Below are 19241 nucleotides of genomic sequence, written 5' to 3' on the forward strand. Positions count from 1 at the left end.
GCGGGTCCTGCGTGAAGCAAGGGGCGGTGATCGACACCGGCGACCGGCAGGTGGTGATCCTCGATCTGGGTGAGGGGCGGTTCCGGCCCGAACCGGTGACGGTCGGCCGCCGGGGCGGCGGCATGATCGAGATCGTCACCGGCGTGGCAGCGGGCGACCGGGTGGTCAGTGCCGCCACCTTCCTGATCGACGCCGAAAGCAACCTGAACGCGGCGCTGGCTGCGCTGGCCGCGCCGGAGGCCGACCAATGATCGCCAATATCATCGCCTGGTCGGCCCGCAACGTGGCACTCGTTCTCTTCGCCACCGTCTTCACCGTGGCGGCGGGCCTCTGGTCGCTGCGCACGCTGCCGATCGACGCCATCCCCGACCTGTCGGATGTGCAGGTGATCGTGCTGACCGAATACCCCGGGCAAGCGCCACAGGTGGTCGAGGATCAGGTCACCTATCCCCTGACCTCGGCCATGCTGACCGTTCCGCAGTCGCGGGTCGTGCGGGGGTTCTCGTTCTTCGGCATCTCTTTCGTCTACATCATCTTCGAAGATGGCGTTGACCCTTACTGGGCGCGCTCGCGCGTGCTGGAATACCTCAACGCCGCCGCCGCACGCCTGCCGGATGGGGTGACGCCCGCCCTTGGCCCCGACGCAACGGGTGTGGGCTGGGTCTATCAATACGCCCTGAAAGGCGAGAACCTGAGCCTTGCGGAACTGCGGTCCCTGCAGGACTGGGTGATGCGCTTCGGCATCAGTCGCGCCGATGGCGTATCCGAGGTCGCCAGTGTCGGCGGCTTTGTCAAGCAATACTCGATCACCGTCGATCCGGTGTGGATGCGGGCGCTTGGCATCACGCTGTCCGAAATCGGCGAAGCCGTTGCCGCCAGCAACATGGACACCGGCGGCCGTACGGTCGAACTTTCCGAGTTCGAGTTCATGGTGCGCGGGCGGGGTTATCTCGACGGCATTGCCGATCTGGAAATGGTTCCGATCCGCGCAGAAGGGGGCGTGCCAGTCCTCTTGCGCGACGTGGCGCGGGTCGAGGTTGTGCCCGATGAACGCCGGGGTATCGCTGAACTGGATGGTGAGGGCGAGGTGGCCAGCGGCATCGTGCTGCAGCGGGTCGGTGCCAATGCGCTCGACGTGATCGACAATGCCAAGGCCGAGATCGACACCATCGCGCAAAGCCTGCCCGAAGGGGTGGAGATCGTCACCGTTTATGACCGGTCCGATCTGATCCTATCGGCCATCGAGACCCTGCGGACAACCTTGCTGGAGGAAAGCATCGTCGTGGCGTTGGTCACGTTCGTATTCCTGCTGCATGTCCGCTCGTCTATGGTGGCCATCATCATGCTGCCGGTCGGGCTGCTCATGGCCTTCACGGCCATGCGGCTGCTTGGCATCGGGGCCAACATCATGAGTCTTGGAGGCATCGCCATTGCCATCGGCGCGATGATCGACGCCGCCATCGTGATGATCGAAAACGCCCACAAGCACCTGGAGCGAGCCGAACCCGGCAAGCCGCGGGTGGAAGTGCTGATTGAAGCCGCGTCAGAGGTCGGCCCGGCATTGTTCTTCAGTTTGCTCATCATCACAGTGTCCTTCCTGCCGATCTTCGCGCTGGAAGGACAGGAGGGGCGGCTCTTTGGCCCCTTGGCCGCGACCAAGACCTTCGCCATGGCGGCGGCGGCGCTCTTATCGGTGACGCTGGTGCCCGCCCTGATGGTGATCTTCGTGCGCGGGCGGATCGTAGCCGAACACCGCAACCCGGTGAACCGGGTCCTGATCGCGATCTACCGCCCGGTCATCCAATGGGTGCTCAAGGCGCGGGTCTTCACCATCCTCCTGGCCCTGGTCGCGCTGGTCGCCACGGCCTGGCCTGCACGGCAGCTCGGGTCCGAGTTCATGCCCGCGCTGGACGAGGGCACGATGATGTACATGCCCACCACCTTGCCAGGCCTCTCGGTCACCAAGGCGGCGGAACTGATGCAGATGCAGGACCGCATCATCCGGTCGTTCCCCGAAGTGGCAACTGTCTTCGGCAAGGCCGGTCGCGCGCTGACCCCAACTGACCCTGCGCCCACCGAGATGTTTGAGACCATAATCCAGCTGAAGCCGAAGGACGAATGGCGCTCCGGCGTGACGATGGACAGCTTGCGCGCCGAGATGGATGCGGCCCTGCAGTTCCCCGGCGTCTCCAACGCCTGGACCCAACCGATCCGCGCCCGCATCGACATGCTAGCGACCGGCATCCGCACGCCGGTAGGAGTGAAAGTCTTCGGCACGGACCTGACCGAGATGGAGCGCATCGCCCGCGAGGTCGAGGCGGTGCTGCGCGCCGTTCCCGGCACGACCAGCGCCTATGCCGAACGGGTGATCGGCGGCTATTACCTCGACATCGAGCCCGACCGCGAGCGGCTGGCGCGTTATGGCCTGTCGATCGAGGATGTGCAGGAAGTGATCGCCATGGCGCTCGGCGCCGAGGCCATCACCCAGACGGTCGAGGGGCGCGAACGTTACAACGTGGCGCTGCGCTACCCGGCGGCGCTGCGGCAGGATCCGGACGCCATCGCGCGCGAGGTGCAGGTGGCGCTCCCCGGCGGCGGCACGGTACCCCTGGGCGAGGTTGCTGCCGAGGAACGGACACGTGGCGCCACTTCGATCCGCACCGAGAACGGCCAACTGGCGGTTTACATCTTCGTCGACATCTCCGGTCGCGACCTCGGCGGCTATGTCGCCGAGGCGCAGGCCGCCGTCGCTGGGGAAGTGACCCTGCCGCCCGGCTATTCGCTGGGCTGGAGCGGACAGTTCGAATACCTGGAGCGAGCCAAGGCGCGGCTGGCCATCGTTGTCCCGGTGACATTGGCGGTGATCTTCCTGCTGTTGTTCCTGAACTTCCGCCGCCTGACCGAAACCCTGATCGTCATGCTGTCCTTGCCCTTCGCGCTGGTCGGCGGGGTCTGGCTGATGTGGTGGATGGGTTTCAACACGTCCGTGGCGGTCGCTGTCGGGTTCATCGCTCTTGCCGGGGTCGCGGCGGAAACTGGGGTGATCATGCTGATCTACCTCGACCATGCGCTGGCCGAGCGCAGGGCAGAAGTCGCGCGCGTCGGTCGCGTCTTCACGCGCGCCGATCTCGACGGCGCGATCATGGTCGGCGCGGTAGAGCGGGTGCGACCCAAGATGATGACAGTTGTTGCCATCATGGCGGGTCTGATGCCGATCCTTTGGGCTCATGGCACTGGGTCCGAAGTGATGAGCCGCATCGCCGTTCCGATGATAGGCGGCATGGTGTCCTCCACCATCCTGACACTGGTCGTCATCCCGGCGGTCTATGCGCTGATCAAGGGACGGGGGCTGGCGAAGGCGGAAACCAAGGCGAGCGAGCATGAGCTTGCGGCTTTAGGCGGTTTTTTTAAGTCCCTGTAAAAAAGACAAATCCTCATCATGTAGTCGAAGAAAAGCCACGCAGTCGACTCCAGCTCCGGCTTCAGCCAAGGTCAACGCGGGATCTCGCCAGCTATCACGGCCCGTCCGTGTACCACCAGGGTGGCAGTGAACCTTGGGCAACCGAACTGCCGGATGACGTCGAGGACGCGAGCCTCGTAGGCCGCTTGCCCGATGAGGCGACAAAGATCCGACGCGTGAAACTGGCGGTTGGCACTCGGGGCAGCCTTGATCTGACCATGGAGCTCGCGCTCTTCTGGTTCAAGCGCACGTTGCGGTGTCGGTGCGTCCTCCGGCCGAGCGGCGGCGCCCGGTGAAGTGCGCCACCGCCGCATGAAGCCCAGAAGAAACCCCGCTGGCACTGCCGCGTTGCCACGCGCCCGGTTGAAGGCAACGAAGCGCTCCCAAATGACCTGCGTATCGACGTTCCAGCAAGCGAGTGACGCCTTCGCAGTCTTGATCAGGTCCGCCCAGGGTGAGCGATAGACGTTGGTCCCTGCATCAATCTCGATCCTCCCTGCAAAGATAATTTTGTTCTTAGACTCTCTAGATAGTGATGTGTCGCCTCTAGATGTCACGACATCTGGCGGCGCGTCGGCATCTGCGTTTCCTCCAAACCGGAAGAGCCAGGGCGCGAACTTGCCGTTCGGCTTCCAACGGACCAGCGCCAAACCGGATGCTGAAAGCTCGACCAAAAGCGCCGTCAAGTGCTGCCGCGACACCCCCATCTTTTCGGCGAGATGCGCCAGCGTGAACACGGCCGTTCCGCGCTCGAGCCCGTTGTAGCCATCCTTCCAGGCGATCCCGTCGAGGATGATCGTCGCGAGCTTATGAGCCGATGTTGAGAGCGGCGTTTCGGTAATGCGGCGCAGGATGGCACCGGTCGTGAGTTCCATGATGTGTCGTTCCGTCTTGGGGCGACACCAGACCGCGAGGCGTGCAAAATTTCGTTTCGGCAAAGGCATTTGCCGGTTGAACGGACCCAAAGCTCGCGCTAGATTCCCACTACCACGAGGGAATTCAGTGCGGCGTCGGGCCTATGGTCTGGCGTCGTTTCTGTTTCTAGGAGCTACGTCTTTCGATCGTTTCGGCAGAGAGAGGTCGTTCAGGGCTCAGTAATGAACCTCTTCGTGTCCGTAGCTGCCTTTATAGTCGCGCCACTCGACGAAGACTGACCGGTGCCGATAGTCGCGGCAGTCCGCCGGCACAGCGAGATCTGACGCAGCTGGAACAGCAGAAACACTGCTCCGGCGACGGCTGTAGTCGCCCTGAGCGCCATAGGAGCCCATGTACACGACGCCCCAGCTGTTGCAGTCGCCATCCCGGTTCCTTCGTTGTTGGTAGGTGATCTCGAACACGCGGATCGAGCGGACGAAGTCAAAGGCCGGATCAGAGATGTCGACATCGGCCCGATCCTGGACGAGCTGAAGCGCCAGCGGTGTTTCCGGGCTCGAGATGAGCGGCACCGGTTCACCGCGAACGGCGATGTCGAACAGGCGCTCAATCGGTTGCTCCTCACCATGGAAACTCGCCCGCATTGGACAGTTCCAGATCTGCAGCGGCGGCTCGATCGGCCAAGGTGTGATGCGCCGGATGAAGACTGCGCGGGCATGAGCGCATTCGGCGGAGGCGGGCCAGCCCCCTGCGAGACAGAGCAGAATCGCGCAGTCGACCGGATAGGCAGCAGCGGGTAAGACGGTGGCGGTCGAAAGCCCGAGACCGAGGAGCAGAGCAGGGAGGTGAGGTTTCACGGGAGATCCTTTCTCACAGGGATGGTGTTGATGAGGCGGGTGTAGGCCTCGGTCGCAGCACGGGCCTCATCCAGGACCCGGGCGCGCTCTTCATCGAGGCAGGCGATGTGTTCCGTGATCGACGAGAAATACGCCTCGAACTCTCCTGCAATCTCCTTGCGGTACTCGGCCAGGACGTCGACCGGCAGCTCGGTCATCGGTGCTTCGGGTGGCAGGCAACGAATCACTTCAGGTTGTGCTGAGGCGGGGACCACACCGAAAGGGGCGCAGGTTGCGACGGCGAATGCGACACGCAGCACGCCCACCTGGCGTAAGAGCCGTCCTCGGATCGGCAGCGGAAACGGGGGGCGATTTCCCCTGTTTCTCTGGCGATACGAGGCATCTTTGACTTCTGAATTCATCGAGATCTCCGATCCTTGCCCTGTCATCTGTCGCCCGACCGCCCATGCTACGGAGGCCTTGGGCTGTTCGCCCTACAGACTTATTTTATCGTGTTTGTCATTTTTGCGTTGTATGCGCCAGACTTTCTGTTAGGCATCGCCGCACGGAAAACTTTCCGTTACAACGATCCCCGACAGACCGAACCCGAGGGGAACCCATGACGAAAAGAAGACGTGCTTTGCCCGTCTTGCTGGAACGCGATTTCCGCAAGATGGCGGCAACGGAAGGAGCAACGGTTGAGATCGAGTGTGTATCAGCTCCGGACCCCGAGGGGCGCTTTTCCGGCGAATGGCTGTTCTATGTCGTCAATGCCTCAGGCGAACGCTTCATGCTTGTCACAGCTCTTGCGCGGGAACGGATCGTCAACTCGCCGATCGGCATGTTCGGCCTCGCCTTTGGCAAGCTTGCCCTCGATCATCTCGACGTGCCTGCTGTCGCTGGCGATGTCCGCCGCGGCATGCGGAGCCTCGCAGGCCGAGGTGATCCGGTGGAATGAACGGGAAGGTCAGGGGGCAGCGATCAAGCTCGCCTCTCTTGATACCTCCGTCCTGCGCTATGACGGCCAAGGAAGACTGATCGTTCCGGCGCGCCCGGAATCGGAGGAAAATGCCCGGGAAGGGGAGGCGGCGACCGTCGAGGTCTCTTTCAGCTCCAAGGGCGTTGCGGCACCGACTGAAGTGCTACCCGCGATCCGGCTGATTGCTGCCCGCTATCAGGATGATCCGGCTCTCTCGGCGCTCGACCTCTCACCGGCGGAATGGGCCGCGTTCTTCCAGGCGATGATCAAGGTCGAAAGCAATTACACCCAAGGAGCGGTGAGCCATGCCGGCGCCCTTGGCCTCGCGCAACTGATGCCCGGAACAGCGGACTATCTGCGCGTCGATCCGGCCGACCCGATCGAAAACCTCGACGGTGGTGCGCGCTATCTCCTTGAGCAGATGGCCGAGTTCGGCAGCCTCGAGCTTGCGCTTGCCGCCTATAACGCCGGGCCGGAAGCCGTGCGCAAATATGACGGCATTCCACCCTACCTTGAGACCCAATCCCACATCGTAAAGGTGATGGCGGCTTACGACCGCATCCTCGCCGATCTCTGACCAGAAGGACAAATCCAAGACATGCGTAACGAACAAGTGGCTCTTCTGGGCCTGGCCCTTTGCACCCTGGTGTTGGCACAAGCCGAGCCCGCTTTGGCACAGGTGGTCTTCACCAAAGCCGAGACCGTGGCGACCGGCATCCTTGCCTCGTTCCGGGGTACGCTCGCGACTGCCTTCTTCGGCATCGCCTTCGTAGTCACTGGCTTCCTTGCCGCCTTCAACCGCATTTCCTGGGCTTGGGTAGCCCTCGTCGTGGTCGGCGCCTTCCTTGTGTTCGCCGGTCCCGCCATCGTCGCCAACCTGCGCTCGTCCTTCAGCTGAGGCGAGGCCGGACCCATGGAGAAAAGCGCGGTCATCCTCGGGCTCTCTCGGCAAGCCAAGTTCCTCGGCCTGCCGATGCCCTATGCCATGGCAGTGGGAGCGATGACCGTGCTGCCTTTCATCCTCTTCAAACCGGTCTGGTGGTTCCTGACTGCCCCGGTCTGGTACGGGTTTGCACGCCTTGCCACCAAGGTGAACCCCAACGGGCATCATGTCTTTGCGGTCATGATGCAGGTGACGCCGCTCGCCATCCTGAACCGGAGGCGGCGCCATGTTTCTTGAGCGGGACAAGCCAAAGGGTAGGGCAGGGCGGTTAATCCCGGCCAGCCCGAAGATCTACGCCCATCTTCCTTACGTCATCGAACTTGATGACGAGGTCGTTCGCACCCGGGACAATGCGCTGATGCTGTCGCTGGAGGTGAGGGGCATCGACGGAGTCACATCGGGTGCGTCTGCAGTCTCAGCCCTTCGTGCAGGCTTCGCGCATCTCCTCGACACGCTCGACGAGCGGTTCACTTTCTACCTGCACCGGATGATGCGTCCCGCGGAGACCGGTATTGCGCCCATCCATGGGACGAGCTTTGCGGCCGACATCGACAGGGCCTGGGGCAGGGAGCTCAACCGCCGCAACCTGCAGGACTCTGTGCTGATCCTGACCGTCGTCCGTCGACAAGTGGCCCCGCTGGCCGTTCCGCTCTTTGGCAAAGCTGCGGCCCGGGTCTGGGGCGAAGACACGGCACGGCGACTGGAAGAATTGCGCGAGGTGGCCTCCATCCTCGAGACCGGTCTCGGCATCAAGACCCGCCGGATGAAGATCAGCGATGGAAGCCTGGTTGGCTTCTACGCCTCGCTTCTGACCGGTGAGTTGCGTGACCACCCGCGCAGCCCGTACTGCCTCCTCGCGGAAGATGCCGCCGGTACCTCCGTGCAGTTTTGCAAGGGCGTGATCGAGATCGAGGAGGGGACGTCCATCCCAAGACTTGCCGCCGTTCTCTATGTCAAATCCTACGCCACAGCGACCTGGCCCGGCATGCTCGATGCGCTCGGGGCCGCGCAGGATACGATCATCACCCACAGCTACACGCCGATTGAACGCGGCAGCATCGCCGAGCGGGTGAAGCGCCGCGTCGCGCAAATGCGGTCCGCGGAAGACATTGCCGCCACGGTTGAGGCACAGCTTTTCGAGGCGGCGGACAAGGCCGAGAGCGGCGCACTCGGCTTCGGCGTGCACCAGATGACGATCACGGTCTTTGCTGAGACTGAGGCTGCGCTCGACGCCGAGGTCGCCCACATCCGCGGTATCGCGCATCAGAACGGCATGCGGCTCGTGCGCGAGGTCACAGCGCTCGAAGCTGCGTTCTTTGCGATGCATCCCGGCAACATGGACTATCGGGCGCGCGACATGACAGTGTCGTCGATCAATTTCGCGGACATGGCGGCCCTTCATGCCGCCGACACCGGCACGGAAAAGGCGCGCCTTCCCTGGGCGACGCCGATCACGGCTTTTCAGACGCTGCAGGGCTCCCTCCATCGCTTCAGCTTCCATGAACCGGGCGACCCGACGGCAGAGCCGACCAATGGGCATACCCTGGTCTTGGGAAAATCCGGCGGCGGCAAGACAACGACTGTCGCCTTCCTTGCAGCCCAAGCCCAGAGGGCAGGGGGCCGGACGATCATCTTCGACAAGGAAGCTGGTCTCAAAATGGCAGTACACGCACTCGGCGGCCGCTATGCCGAGGTGCGCGCAGGACGCCCGACGGGGCTGAACCCGCTCGCGACCGAGGCCGGAGAACGCGGCGAAGCCTGGCTTCTCGACTGGCTGGTGGCACTTCTCGAATCCCGTTCCGGGCCAATGACACCGTTGCAATCCGAGGCCCTCAAATCCGCAATCGCCCAGAACGGCAAGGCGCGCGAGGGCTTGCGGAACTTCCAGAGTTTCCAGGAACTCTTTGGCGATGTTGGCGATGGCCTCGATCTGGCGCAGCGACTCCGGGAATGGGGACCGGATGGTCGCTATGGCTGGGTCTTCGGTGAAGCCTCAGAGCCGGTGGTGGATTTCGCCAGCCATGATGTGACCGCAGTCGATCTGACGGAGATCCTCGATCTCGGCACCGAACGCACGGCGATCCTCGGCTATCTCTTCCGCCGCATCGAGATGCTGATAGAGGAAAAGCGCCCGACACTGATCCTCATTGACGAGGCCTGGAAGGTTCTCGACGACGAGTATTTCGCCAGAAAGCTCGCCGAATGGCTGGTGACGGCCCGGAAGAAGAACGTGGTCGTGGTGATGATGACCCAGTTCCCGAGCCAGATCCGCGGCTCGAAAGCCCGCTCGATCCTGGAAGCGCTGCCGAACCAGCTTCTCTTCCCGAACGGTGAAGCAGCATCAAGCGACTATGACAGCTTCCGCCTAACCGATGGCGAGCTGGATTTCGTCCTGAACCCGATCTCGGGTCAGCGGCTGGTCCTGTCACGTTCCCCACGCGGCTCGACGGTTCTGAACGTCGATCTGAAGGCGCTCGGGCCTCTGCTGACAGCGCTTGGCGGTGGCCAGGCCGGTCTCAATGCCTTCGGTGCGGACTATGCCGCGCGGCCCAAATTCTGGAAGGAATGATTGATAAATGAAATCAGTATGTTACATAACATTGCTTATCGGAATCGGATGTTCTGGCCTCGCGGGCTGCGCCGAAGTGCCGATCGCCAAGACCAATTGCTGGGCCACCGCTGGCTCTACTGTGACCACTTCCACCAAGGGCGCAAGCCCGGATGCGGGCCTTGTCTCGCGCGGCAATACCTCGCCCGTCGATGTCATTCCCTGCCGCTAAATCCAGACGACCTGTCAGGGCGCTTGCCCTGATGGCGGCGGCGCTGCCGCTGGCGGCCTTCGCGCAAGGCGTGCCGATTGCCGACGGCAAGTCGATCATCCAGCACAGCCTGGAAATCGCGCAGATGTCCTACCTGACGGGCGCTCGGGAACTTGAGGCCGACAAGAAGGCGCGGATTGCCGAGTTGCATCAGCAACAGCTTGATGCGCTCGACGCCACGCTCGCGATGATGACGGGCAACACGCCCTGGATCGGCGACCTGGAAGTGATCCCGGGGGCCGAGGCAGAAGTCCTCTATGATGTCGAAGATAACAGCCCCTATGCGGCACGGCTCTTTGGCGACGGCAAGACCGGCATCGAGGAGATGATCGTCACTACCGCGAAGAAGTACGCGGGCCATCCGGGCCTCGCGCGTGCTGGTCTCAACCCCGTCGAATTCCGCATCTGGTTCCAGAGCCTTGTGAAACAGGAATCCGGGTTTTCCATCGGCGCGCGCTCGCCGGTCGGTGCCTTCGGCCTGACGCAGGTCATGCCGGATACCGCAAAAGATCTCGGCATCTACCCGGCCTATTATGACGACCCGATGCTGCAGCTTGACGGTGGTGCCCGGTATTTCCTGACCCAGCTCAACAAGTTTGGCTCCGTTCCGCTGGCCTTGGCGGCCTACAACGCCGGCCCCGGCAATGTCTCGAAATACGGCGGCATCCCGCCCTTCAAGGAGACCCAGGATTACGTCGTCCGTATCACCGGGTTCTTCAACGCCTATGCGGCCAAGATCAGCGGCATCGATCAGGTCGGCACGTTCGATCCGCGCGACATGGCGATAGCCACGGCCTCGAATGTCTCGGACGCAGGGTTGCACTATGGGATGGAAGCGAGCCTCGAGATCGAGGCTTCGCTGAAACGGCTCCGCGTCCTAATCGAAAAGATTCCGACCACCAAGTCGGCCAAGGAAGCGCTGGATCTCAACAGCTATGCGCGTGCCGAGGCTGTGCGGATCGCGCTGATGGTCGACCGGGTCAAGGCCGCACGGGTCAAGGTAGACCAGGCGCGCTACGCGCTCTGGATCGAGGCTTACGCCCGCGACGCAACATTCATCAAGGTAAAGGCTGGTTCCGAATGATCTCCAAGCGCATCCGGGGCGTCAGTGCCCTTCTCCTCACCGCAGCACTGGCGCTGCCGCTCCCAGCGGCGGCCCAAGGCGTGCCGACCATCGACCTCACCAGCATTGCCAAGATCGGCGAGGTGCTGACCGAGGCAAAGCTGCAGGTGCGCGAAATGATCACCTCGAACCTGAAGCTCGACGAGCAGATCCTGAAACAGATCGAGCAGATCGCCACCCTGAAGGCGCAGCTCGACGCACTCCGGAACGGGCTGACGCTGGAAGCCCTTGGCATTCCTGACCCTGACACGTTCTTTGACGACATCCTGCCGGATGTCGCTGACCTGACCGGCGGGCTCCTCGCGGCGAAGGACGGGAAGTATTCCCTGATGACCACCTCGGGCAAGGTCGGCGACATGCCGGCCGGGCAATATGTGTCGGATTTCTTCGCCTCGGTCGGTTTGGACACCGCCACCGTCGACACGCTTTCGAAAAGCGAGGATCCGGGCGCGGCGCGGATTGGCACGCAGGCCAACACGGCCGCCTTCCTGTCGGCCGCGGCGGAAACCTCCTCGGTCAAGGCGTCCGAAAGCCTCGAACGGGTGCACGATCTGGTCCAGGAGATCCCGGACACCGAGGGGCTGAAGGAAGCCATCGACCTCAACACGAGGGTCACGGCCGAGCTTTCCATCGCCATGGCCAATATCTGGAACATGGAGTCCGCCCAGCTCATGGGCATGGGGGAAGCCGGCGTCATGGATGCCGCCACAGCCGCCGAGGAAGAGAAGTTCATCAAAGTGATCCGGAAGGAATGAAAATGAGGAAGCTGCAAGCGAGACCCTTCAGCACGGCGCTGATCCTGGCGACCCTGTGGACGGGGATGGCCCCGGCCGAGACCCCTGCCCCGGCCGATCTGGCGCAGGAAGAGGCCTTCCTCGACGTCCTGCCGAAGATCGATGTGCCGGACGATGTCCAGCCGATCCCGGGAGCAGTGAATGAAGAGTTCCGGAACTGTGAGGCTCAGTGGCCGCCGGAATATGCCATGAGCCAGAGTGGGCCTGAGGCCCGTGCCTATCGGGATATCTATGGCTACGTGAAGGTGCGCAACGTGATCGCCACAAGCGACTGCACATGTGCAGGGAAAGTTGCAGCCTGGTCCGACGTGGACCTCATTGCAGCAGCTATCCGCAAAGAAACCGGAAAAGAGCGCCTGAGCTGGCAGGACACCAAGGTGGTCTTCGACACTTCGAATGAGCTGTTTCCCATCGCCGAGACCATGTGTGGCGGTTCTTTCTGATGGATAGCGTCTCGACCATTCTGACGACTTTGGATGCGGCGATCACGGCGGCGGGCCAACGGTTTTTTGAGGCAACAGCCAGTGCCGTCGGCCCGATCTACTCGAGCCTCCTCGCGCTCCTCCTCGTCATGGTCGGGATCAATGCCGCCCTCAATGTCTACCGCATCGCCATGCGCGATGCAGTGCAACTCGCCTTCCGCATCGTGATGGTGCTGATGTTCGGTCTCACCTGGTCGAACTTCAGCCAGATCTATCAGGCTGCCAGCAATGGTCTGAGCGATCTGGCACTGGAATACTTCCGCCTTGGCGGCGGCGGTGTGGCGACCTCCGCCACAGCAGCCATGGATGACATGGCCAACATGATGGCCGGCAACGTCGACTCTGTTTCGTCCGCCATGTCCTCAATCATGCGCGGCTTCGTCGCCGCGATCCTCTATGTCGTCCTCGGCATTCTGATGGCGGTCTATGTCTTCATCGTCGGCTTCGCCAAACTGATGATCGCCTTCCTTCTGGGCGTTGCCCCGCTCGCCATTGGCGCCACAATTTTCGAGAAGACCAAGGGCATCTTTGAGGCCTGGCTCTCGGCGATGATTGGCTATCTGATGTACCCGGTCGCCTCCGCAGGGATCATCGTCGCCGTCGTCACGGTGGCGCATGATGTATTTCGAAACGCGGATGCGGTCACCGATCTCGGTTCGATCCTCGGTTTCTTCGTCATCGTCTTCGTCGGTATCTTCGCTTTGATGGCCATCCCGAATGCCGTGACGCATATCACTGGGCAGATCAGCCTTGCCAGCATTGCGCCCCAGGCCCTCCGGGTTGCGGGCAAGCCTTTGGAGAAGGCAAGCGATTATTCTGCCCGGCGCATGAACGAGTTCCGCTCTGGCTTCATGACCGGCAAGACCGAACACCACCATTTGCGCGATCAGGCTCGGTCGGATGCCGAGCGGGGCCATGCGGCGCGGATGCGGCTCGGCCAGTTCATCCGCGACAGCTGATCCAGCCACCGCCAGCCGCGCCAACCCCCGTTTTCCGGAGCAAGACCATGACAGGTTCACCCCCTGAATTGAGAAGTTTTATCGAGGCCGAGATGTTCTTCGGCGTGAAGAAGCGCGAGCGCATTGCCTACGCCGTGGCAGGCGGCGGGCTCGCCATCGGCCTCATGGGGATGATCGCCGTCGTCACCCTACTGCCCCTGAAGGAGACCGAAGCCTTCCTCGCCATCGTCGACAAGGACACGGGCGTGGCCGAACGCGTGGTGGCGGTCGAGAAGGCCGGAATGGAACAGGCCGAGGCCATACGGCAAAGCCTTCTCTTCGCCTATGTCACCGACCGCGAAACCTATGACCAGCACGACAACGAGGAACGGATTCTCCGCGCCTATACCTGGTCCGAGGCCAATGCGAAGTCGTCGCTCGTGGCGCTCTGGACCGAAGGCCATCCGAACTACCCGCCGAAACTTTACGGAGAGAGCTCCAAGGTCCGGGTCGACATTCTCTCGATCACGCCGGTGACCGAGACTACGGCACAAGTCCGCTTCACCAAGACCTGGGTCTCGGATGGCGAGGGTATCCCCGACCGGGAAGGCAAGTTTACCGCGACCGTCACCTACCGGTTTGAGCCGACCAAACAGACCGCACTCGATCTCGTCTGGCAGAACCCGACCGGGTTCCTCGTTACCGATTATCGCCTCACATCCGAGGCCCTCACCCCTTCGGAAGGCTGATATGACCCGACGCTTCATATTCATCACGGCGGGTCTTTTGGCCAGCCTCGCGGCCCTGCCCGCCTTTGCCGAGACCGCCCCGAAATCCGGCAGTCATGACGCGCGGGTGACCTATGCCACCTATCAGGAGGGTCAGGTCTATCGCATCACCACGCGACTCCGGACCGTGACCCTCGTCGAACTGGGCGATGGCGAGAAGATCCAGTCGATCGCCATCGGCGATCTCGAAAGTTTCAAGATCGACAAGCTCGAGCGGTCGAACCTCTTCATCATCAAGCCGGTGGTGGCGGGCGCCACGACCAACCTGACGGTCGAGACCCAGAAGAACATCTATTTCCTTCAAGTGACGGAGAGTGCGAAGGGCAGTCCAAACTATTCGGTGAAGTTCACCGTGCCAGGCAGCTCCCGCGGCACCTCGCCCGGAACAGACATCCCGGCGGCCCTACCGATGACCTACAAGGTCATGAAAAAGGGCAAGCGGCTCCCCGACTTCGCGCCGGTGTCGATCTCGGATGATGGGCGGAAGACCACCTTTCTCATCCCGCCCGGCGCGCCGATGCCGACGATCTTCCGGGCCGATGCCAAGGGACAGGAATACTCGGTCAACTCCGCCGTGCGCGGCACCACGATCACCGTCAGCACCCGCTCGGAACGCTGGGTTCTGCGCTACGGGGATGAGTATGTCTGCGTGACCGCGGAAGCGGGGGCCGACCAATGAGCGAAGACGATCAGGACGGCAAACTTGCCGCGCGCATGGCCCGCATGAGACCTGCCGAAGCACCAAAGCGCCGCAGCGGCGTGAACCCCTATGCTCTCTCGGCCGTGACTGCTGTGGCGGGCGTCGGCGTTGGGGCCTGGCTTGTCATCGCCGCCCCGGAGGCCCCTGCCCCGGCACCTGCGCTGGAAACCGCCTCGGTGAGTGATTTCCAAGGGGATGGCGGTGCCGACGGGTTTTCGATCACGAAAGAAAAACCGCAGATCGTCCCTGCCGTCCCGGACACTTCCGAGGCGGACCGGCTCAAGGCCGAGATCGAGGCGCTGAATACCCAGATCGCCGATCTGAAAGCCAATCCCGTGACCGTCACCGATGAGGCGGCGCTCGCCGATCTGAAGGCCCAACTGGTGGCCCTCGATGCCGATGCCAAGGCGCGCGAGGCGGCCCTCTCCGATCTCGAACGCGAGAACATCCGGCTCCAGACCGAGCTTGAGACCAAGGCGCTCGTCGAGGGTGACGCCGAGGCCGAGGCGGCCCGGGCCCGCGAAGAGGAACTGGCCCGCAAGCGCCAGGAAGCTGAGATGCTGAAAGAGGCGCAGATCCATTCCGATATGGTCGCGATGCGCTCCTCCATGGATATGGGCGGGGAGACGGGAGGTGCCGCCCCGACCGGTCCTGGAGGTGGAGGTGCCGCTGCCACAGGCGATGAGGCCTTCCGGCGCGCGGGGGCAAAGTCGACCGAGGTCCGGCAAGCGGAGGTGATCGCCAACCCTGCCTATACCGTTATGCAGGGCACCCTGATCGAGGCCTCGTTGGAGACCGCCGTCAGCACCGATGTTTCCGGCAATGTCGCCGCCGTGGTCAGTCACGATGTCTGGTCCTTCGATATGTCCCGCGTCCTCATCCCGCGCGGCTCCCGTCTCTTTGGCCGTTACGATTCCGAGGTCGATGCCGGTCAACGCCGGGTGCTGATCGCCTGGGACCGGATCGTGACCACCGATGGCCAGTCCGTGGAACTCGCAGCTTACGGCACGGACCGCATCGGGCGCTCCGGCCTTCCCGGCAAGGTGCGCAACCACTTCCTGCAGCGCTTCGGCACCGCCGCCCTAATCTCGGTGATCGGGGCCGTCCCTGCGATCGCCGCCGCCCGATACGAAGGCGACGAGGTGGCATCCGACACCGCCGAGAACGTCGGCAATGACCTCGGTGAGGCGGTGAATGATGTCATGGCCGACTACCTGCGCATCCCGCCGACGATCAGCGTCAATCAGGGGGCTGTCGTCATGGTCCGGGTCGACGCCGATATCGAGTTCTACTGATGAGCTATCTCGATACCTATCTCGGGCAACTCGACGCGGCACTCGCTGACCCGGCCGTCATGGAACTTGCGATCAATGCCGATGGCACGATCTGGGTCGAGAGGTCGGGGCAAATCCATATGGGACCGAGCGGGCTTGCACCCCTGCCCGCGCGCTCAGTGCGCGACCTCGCCGCGCAGATCGCCAATTCGACCTCGAACACCTTCACAGAGGCCGCACCGCTTGTCTCGGCCGCCGTTCGCTACCGTGATCTGATGCTGCGCTGTCAGGTGGTCGGCACACCTGCTGTCTCTGGCGGCACGGTCATCGGCATCCGGGTGTTTCGATCGCGACAAGGGGATCATCGGCGCGCGCCGCGCTCCTTCAGCTTCTTGCGGGGACAGGAGAAGTCTCTGGAAGAGGAACGGCGGGTCATGGTCGCGGAAATCCGTGCCGGATCCGAAGGGGCGGATGTCGATGCCTTTCTCGGGCGGCTCGTCTCTGAGCGGCTGAACGTCATCGTCTCGGGCGGCACCTCGACGGGGAAGACCGAGCTCGGCCGCAAGCTTCTGGAGATGGTCGCTCCCGATGAGCGCATCGTCACCATCGAGGATTCCCTCGAACTCCTGCCCGGCCAGCCCAATACCGTAAGCCTGATCGCGCAGCGTGACGAGGCCTCGCCCCGCTCGGCGGACAAGCTTCTGCAGGCGACCCTGCGGCTTCGGCCAGACCGGATCATCCTCGGCGAATTGCGCGGGGCGGAAGCCGCGACGTTTCTCGATGCGATCAACACCGGCCATTCCGGCTCTTTCACCACGCTCCACGCCCATTCGGCGCGCAAAGCGATGGACCGGCTGGCGCTTCTCGTCATGGCACAGGGCACCAAACTCAGCTTCGCCGAGGTCATCCGCTACCTCGAGACATCGATCGACGTGATCCTGCAGATGGGCCGCCAGGGCGACCGCCGCGGGATCATGGAGATGTATTTCCCTGGGCTCGACGACTGACAGGCACCGCCCAGCCCACCCTCTTCCTCTCTTGACCGGCCAGCGGGCCGAAAGGTTGCATTCATGGATCAGGACTTTGACGGCCTGCAGACGAACGGGGCCGCTGATCGGAGGAAGGAATACTTCTCCGTCCGTTTGACCTTCTCCGGGACTTCGCAGGAGTTCGAAGACCCGCGTCTAGCCGGCGAAGCCTTCTTCCGGGCCGATCCGGCTGAGCGGCCTTCGGTCACCCATGTCGACGGCAACACCGCCCGGACCATGGCCCGCACGGAACTCCATGGGGTCCACGGGGGCGGCGAGACGCGGTATTTCAAATCGCTGCCGGACTCGCATGCCCCCGATGCGGAATTTCGGGCCGGGTTTCTGGCGGCTATGGAGGCTTCGATCTCCGAGCGCCTGGAGAGGGTCCAAGCCGGTCGGAATGGCGAAAATGTCGTCGAGCGGCTGGACGCCGGGCTGAAAGACGACCTCGAGGCCTTCGCGCGCCGCGAACCCGAGAAGGCGGCAAGCCTTTGGTCAGATCGGACGGAGGAACCTGCACCAGGGTCCATCTTGCAGGCGGCGGTGAAGGCCCGGGAAGGGGTGGTGGACGCCGAAGCGCAGGTCGGTCAGGCCGTCACGGCAGAGAAGTCGCCGGTGATTGCCACTGGGGATTGGGTAATTACGGACCGGGATGTCGAGTTGCGCCCGGTGGCCGTGGCGACCGACAAGGGCTTGCATGTGGGTTTTGAAGCCAAGCTGCCTGACGGGGAAACGGAAATCAGCTTCTCGGACCGGACCTTTGCGACCAGCCGGGACGCCCTGCGTCACGCCTGGGATTTCTACGAAGGTGGCGAAGAGGGGCTGGAAATTGCTGTAAGCCGGGTGGCCGCGACAGAACGCGACCTTGACGAAGACACAGAACGCATACCCTCAGGCCTCGTCCTGGAGCATCGGGAACAGCCGGAATTCCCCCGACCTGAAACCGCGATCTATGCAGGTGAAGAGGCTCAACTGGTACTGACCCTCGGCCGCGACACCGAGGCGACCCGTGATCATGCTGAACGTCTGGTTGCCGATCCCGCGTTGCGGCAAGTGGTGGCTGAGCATATTCCAGATGCCGAGGCCACGCTTGGCACGGGCCGGTTTGTCGACGGCGAAGGATCCGCAGGCTTTCTGCCCGATGAACTCCTTGCGGTCACTTCTTATGGTCGCGATGGAGGTGCCGAGGTTCTGGCCAAGTTTCCGGACGAGGGTCCGTTGAGTGAAGCCCTGGCCAGGCATCTGGCTGAAAGCCCGGTTCTCATGGGCCACGCAGAGGAAGAACGGCTGCGCAGCGACTTCACGGCAGACCCGGCGAGGGCCATATCCGCCTGGGTGGCAAGGTCGAGCGAACAGATCGACAGGCTGCCGTCGGACCGGCAGGAAGAACTGCGATCGGAACTGCAGGGCATCGCCAAAGATGCAGCAGAAGCCTTTGGTCTGGATCGGGAGCAGACCGGGCGCGAGGCCCCTCCCCGTTCGACCCTCTACAGCACGACAATCAGTCCAACGACGTTGACGATAGCCGGCGAAGAAACGGCACTTCAAACCGGCGGCGCCGGCGATCTGCAGGCAAGTCTGACCCTCAACGCCCGCCTCGCAGGTCTCGACGCCGAAAAGCTTCAAAAGCGCCTGGAGACCGGGGCCGCCAACGCCCGCGAAGAGAAAGCTTGGGTGAAATCCGATCTCAGCGACGTCGCCAAGCGTCACGGCTATGACCTCGACAACCCGCAAGGGCGCGGTGCAGCCGCCGAACGCCTGGATCGTTTCTACGAACGCGCCGCCGAGATGATCCAGTCCGCCCGCGGCATCGACGTTTCGCGAGCCCCTGACCCGATGGTTGAGGCCTTGGACAAGATGGCGAAACTCCATGCCCAGCAAGGCTCGGTCGCCTTCCGCAACGAGACCCAAGCGCGGGATTTCGCGGAAGAAATGAAGGAGCGGTACGGTGCCAACGCGCTGAAAGACATCGCCGCCGGACGCACCGAGGCCTTGGCCAAGGATGTTCCCGACGCGAGTGCCCGCCAGGCCATGGCCGCAGCGGTCATCTCCGCGGCAAAGGAACACCCCGCTCTCGGCCTCAGCGCCCATGAGGTAGAAGCCGCTGAGCGCCGCATTGCAACCGATGCCGCGCCCAAGCCGCCGGAACATGCGCGCGCGCCTGTTCACGACCGGACGCATGCCAAGGACCGGGAGTTCTGACC

Annotated in this window: 19 protein-coding genes; 16 read left to right on the forward strand and 3 right to left on the reverse strand. The window is 63.1% G+C overall.

Annotated elements, in window-relative coordinates; genetic code table 11:
- The first annotated feature begins 26 nt into the window (after window positions 1-26).
- Window positions 27-251 carry a hypothetical protein gene (locus ACO2Q5_RS18200; RefSeq protein WP_423293681.1) on the forward strand — a complete coding sequence of 75 codons (225 nt, stop codon included), beginning with the start codon at window positions 27-29 and terminating at the stop codon, window positions 249-251.
- Window positions 248-3421, forward strand: coding sequence for an efflux RND transporter permease subunit (locus tag ACO2Q5_RS18205; protein ID WP_423293683.1), 3174 nt, complete (start codon window positions 248-250; stop codon window positions 3419-3421). The genes ACO2Q5_RS18200 and ACO2Q5_RS18205 overlap by 4 nt, the downstream gene beginning before the upstream one ends.
- A 71-nt stretch (window positions 3422-3492) precedes the next feature.
- Here ACO2Q5_RS18205 and ACO2Q5_RS18210 read toward each other — a convergent pair whose 3' ends face one another.
- The 3 genes from ACO2Q5_RS18210 to ACO2Q5_RS18220 all read right to left on the reverse strand — a co-directional run bounded on the left by ACO2Q5_RS18210 (window position 3493) and on the right by ACO2Q5_RS18220 (window position 5591).
- Window positions 3493-4335, reverse strand: a complete 843-nt coding sequence (locus ACO2Q5_RS18210; RefSeq protein ID WP_423293685.1) for a hypothetical protein — start codon at window positions 4333-4335, stop codon at window positions 3493-3495.
- Window positions 4336-4551: 216 nt separating this feature from the next.
- A complete protein-coding gene (locus tag ACO2Q5_RS18215) occupies window positions 4552-5190 on the reverse strand; it encodes a hypothetical protein (RefSeq protein ID WP_288998115.1) in 639 nt (212 codons plus the stop codon).
- Window positions 5187-5591: a hypothetical protein gene (locus ACO2Q5_RS18220; RefSeq protein WP_288998113.1), complete on the reverse strand. Its 405-nt coding sequence runs from the start codon at window positions 5589-5591 to the stop codon at window positions 5187-5189. The genes ACO2Q5_RS18215 and ACO2Q5_RS18220 overlap by 4 nt, the downstream gene beginning before the upstream one ends.
- A 197-nt stretch (window positions 5592-5788) precedes the next feature.
- Here ACO2Q5_RS18220 and ACO2Q5_RS18225 point away from each other — a divergent pair, with 197 nt between their 5' ends.
- The 14 genes from ACO2Q5_RS18225 to ACO2Q5_RS18290 all read left to right on the forward strand — a co-directional run bounded on the left by ACO2Q5_RS18225 (window position 5789) and on the right by ACO2Q5_RS18290 (window position 19239).
- Window positions 5789-6127 carry a hypothetical protein gene (locus tag ACO2Q5_RS18225; RefSeq protein ID WP_423293687.1) on the forward strand — a complete coding sequence of 113 codons (339 nt, stop codon included), beginning with the start codon at window positions 5789-5791 and terminating at the stop codon, window positions 6125-6127.
- Window positions 6111-6725, forward strand: a complete 615-nt coding sequence (locus ACO2Q5_RS18230; RefSeq protein ID WP_423293689.1) for a lytic transglycosylase domain-containing protein — start codon at window positions 6111-6113, stop codon at window positions 6723-6725. Before ACO2Q5_RS18225 ends, ACO2Q5_RS18230 begins: the two co-directional genes overlap by 17 nt.
- A gap of 21 nt (window positions 6726-6746) precedes the next feature.
- Window positions 6747-7046, forward strand: a complete 300-nt coding sequence (locus ACO2Q5_RS18235; RefSeq protein WP_423293691.1) for a TrbC/VirB2 family protein — start codon at window positions 6747-6749, stop codon at window positions 7044-7046.
- Between the two features lie 15 nt (window positions 7047-7061).
- Window positions 7062-7328, forward strand: coding sequence for a VirB3 family type IV secretion system protein (locus tag ACO2Q5_RS18240; RefSeq protein ID WP_423293693.1), 267 nt, complete (start codon window positions 7062-7064; stop codon window positions 7326-7328).
- Window positions 7318-9660 carry a type IV secretion system protein B4 gene (locus ACO2Q5_RS18245; protein ID WP_423293695.1) on the forward strand — a complete coding sequence of 781 codons (2343 nt, stop codon included), beginning with the start codon at window positions 7318-7320 and terminating at the stop codon, window positions 9658-9660. Before ACO2Q5_RS18240 ends, ACO2Q5_RS18245 begins: the two co-directional genes overlap by 11 nt.
- 242 nt (window positions 9661-9902) lie before the next feature.
- A complete protein-coding gene (locus tag ACO2Q5_RS18250) occupies window positions 9903-10994 on the forward strand; it encodes a lytic transglycosylase domain-containing protein (RefSeq protein ID WP_423293697.1) in 1092 nt (363 codons plus the stop codon).
- On the forward strand, window positions 10991-11788 hold the full coding sequence (locus ACO2Q5_RS18255) for a type IV secretion system protein (protein ID WP_423293699.1): 798 nt from the start codon (window positions 10991-10993) through the stop codon (window positions 11786-11788). The genes ACO2Q5_RS18250 and ACO2Q5_RS18255 overlap by 4 nt, the downstream gene beginning before the upstream one ends.
- A 2-nt stretch (window positions 11789-11790) precedes the next feature.
- Window positions 11791-12270: a hypothetical protein gene (locus ACO2Q5_RS18260; RefSeq protein WP_423293701.1), complete on the forward strand. Its 480-nt coding sequence runs from the start codon at window positions 11791-11793 to the stop codon at window positions 12268-12270.
- Window positions 12270-13268 carry a type IV secretion system protein gene (locus ACO2Q5_RS18265; RefSeq protein ID WP_423293703.1) on the forward strand — a complete coding sequence of 333 codons (999 nt, stop codon included), beginning with the start codon at window positions 12270-12272 and terminating at the stop codon, window positions 13266-13268. The genes ACO2Q5_RS18260 and ACO2Q5_RS18265 overlap by 1 nt, the downstream gene beginning before the upstream one ends.
- A 68-nt stretch (window positions 13269-13336) precedes the next feature.
- Window positions 13337-13996: a virB8 family protein gene (locus ACO2Q5_RS18270; protein ID WP_423293705.1), complete on the forward strand. Its 660-nt coding sequence runs from the start codon at window positions 13337-13339 to the stop codon at window positions 13994-13996.
- Between the two features lies 1 nt (window position 13997).
- Window positions 13998-14714: a TrbG/VirB9 family P-type conjugative transfer protein gene (locus ACO2Q5_RS18275; RefSeq protein WP_423293707.1), complete on the forward strand. Its 717-nt coding sequence runs from the start codon at window positions 13998-14000 to the stop codon at window positions 14712-14714.
- Complete coding sequence (locus ACO2Q5_RS18280; RefSeq protein WP_423293709.1) at window positions 14711-16030, forward strand: TrbI/VirB10 family protein; 1320 nt, start codon at window positions 14711-14713, stop codon at window positions 16028-16030. Before ACO2Q5_RS18275 ends, ACO2Q5_RS18280 begins: the two co-directional genes overlap by 4 nt.
- Window positions 16030-17016, forward strand: a complete 987-nt coding sequence (locus ACO2Q5_RS18285; protein ID WP_189382240.1) for an ATPase, T2SS/T4P/T4SS family — start codon at window positions 16030-16032, stop codon at window positions 17014-17016. The genes ACO2Q5_RS18280 and ACO2Q5_RS18285 overlap by 1 nt, the downstream gene beginning before the upstream one ends.
- Window positions 17017-17079: 63 nt before the next feature.
- Window positions 17080-19239 carry a hypothetical protein gene (locus ACO2Q5_RS18290; protein ID WP_423293711.1) on the forward strand — a complete coding sequence of 720 codons (2160 nt, stop codon included), beginning with the start codon at window positions 17080-17082 and terminating at the stop codon, window positions 19237-19239.
- Window positions 19240-19241: the final 2 nt, after the last annotated feature.

The organism is Neotabrizicola sp. VNH66 (genome assembly GCF_049445895.1).
Classification (GTDB): domain Bacteria; phylum Pseudomonadota; class Alphaproteobacteria; order Rhodobacterales; family Rhodobacteraceae; genus Pseudogemmobacter.